2 protein-coding genes are annotated in these 1,122 nt (G+C 65.8%); both read right to left on the bottom strand.

Annotation, left to right across the window (positions count from 1 at the left end):
• Positions 1-140: 140 nt before the first annotated feature.
• Positions 141-620: a hypothetical protein gene (locus C693_RS0102695; RefSeq protein ID WP_017460712.1), complete on the bottom strand. Its 480-nt coding sequence runs from the start codon at positions 618-620 to the stop codon at positions 141-143.
• A complete protein-coding gene (locus C693_RS23960) occupies positions 617-1,030 on the bottom strand; it encodes a DUF2958 domain-containing protein (RefSeq protein WP_017460711.1) in 414 nt (137 codons plus the stop codon). Before C693_RS23960 ends, C693_RS0102695 begins: the two co-directional genes overlap by 4 nt.
• Between the last annotated feature and the right edge of the window lie 92 nt (positions 1,031-1,122).

Here is a 1,122-nt window from a genome sequence, read left to right as displayed (position 1 = left end):
GCGCCTGGTCTGTATCGCGGCAGGAGGTAGCGGCAAGCCTGCAGGGCGCGGCCGGTGCCCCTGTCTACCGCAGGACGCGACTGCGGCCGCAGCGGCGGGAGGGTGAGGGGGAAGAATCCCCCTCACGCCAGAGTGAAGCTCTAAAAGAGCCCCACCTGAATGGGATCGGCCGGGAACAGTTCCTCGACCATCGAGCGGGGCGTCGGGTAGTCCGCCGCCGTGGCGAAATTCACAAACAGCGACTGGTAGCCGGTGGAGGTAAAGGGCAGGGGCGTCCGGTCGACGGACTGCACCTCGACGTGGACGCAGTGGCCAGCAATGTGGAACGGGCGGGTCTTCACGGTGATGCGGAAGCCGCGCACGTCGATCGTTTCCTTGCTGTACGCGAACCAGGTCAGGGTGTCCGCTCGGGGCACCAGTGCGGCGATCGCGTCCGCCCAGCAGTCGAACCCATATGCTTCTTGGTCGGCGATCAGTGCCACCATCTGGGCGTACGGCTTAGGCCGCTCGAACCCCGGCGAGGCGAGTGCCAGCCGAACCGCTTCGCGGAACAGCTCGGCCGCTGCCGGACGCAGCTCGTCGAGTGCCGGGAGTGCCTCCACGGCGCACGCGGCGCTCATGCGGCCACCCGACGGGAGGCGCGCACTTCGTCCAGCGTTTTCGGCGTCCAGTGCAGGTCCAGCTCGGCACCACACTGCAGCACCTCGACCAGACTGATGTAACCCAGCTCACCGCCGTAGCCGAGATCCGCCAGTCCGAACGCCTGAAGCTGCTCCCGCTCTTTGTCCTTCTCGGTGATGTACCAGTCGCAGCCGCCCATGAAGTAGTGCAGATACACCACGGCCGCACCTTCCTTGTCGGACTGCTCGTACGTCTTGGGCATGGTGTCGATCAGGTGCCGCAGCTCGGCAAGGCGGTTCTGGAAGAACTCGCCTTCCTCGCCTTCGCAGAGCATGGCCAGCACGCGGCGCTGGCTGTAGCCGATGAATGAACGCAGGGGAGAAACGTGGGAGAACCCGTCGCCGATCATGTGTCTTGCTCCTTGGTTGTTGAGGCGGGAACCGAGCGCCTTGGCGCCGCGGTTCCTGGATGGGCACCATCACCAGCGGAAGGGATTGGCGA

Origin of the sequence: Dyella ginsengisoli LA-4, from assembly GCF_000334915.1 — a bacterium.
Classification (GTDB): domain Bacteria; phylum Pseudomonadota; class Gammaproteobacteria; order Xanthomonadales; family Rhodanobacteraceae; genus Dyella_A; species Dyella_A ginsengisoli_A.
The sequence above is the reverse complement of the archived record's forward strand: the minus strand, read 5'-3'. Positions and strand labels throughout refer to the sequence as shown.

Bases quoted from the DNA above. Each gene is read 5' to 3' on its own strand.
- C693_RS0102695 (WP_017460712.1), bottom strand. From the start codon at position 620: ATGAGCGCCGCGTGCGCCGTGGAGGCACTCCCGGCACTCGACGAGCTG.
- C693_RS23960 (WP_017460711.1), bottom strand. From the start codon at position 1,030: ATGATCGGCGACGGGTTCTCCCACGTTTCTCCCCTGCGTTCATTCATC.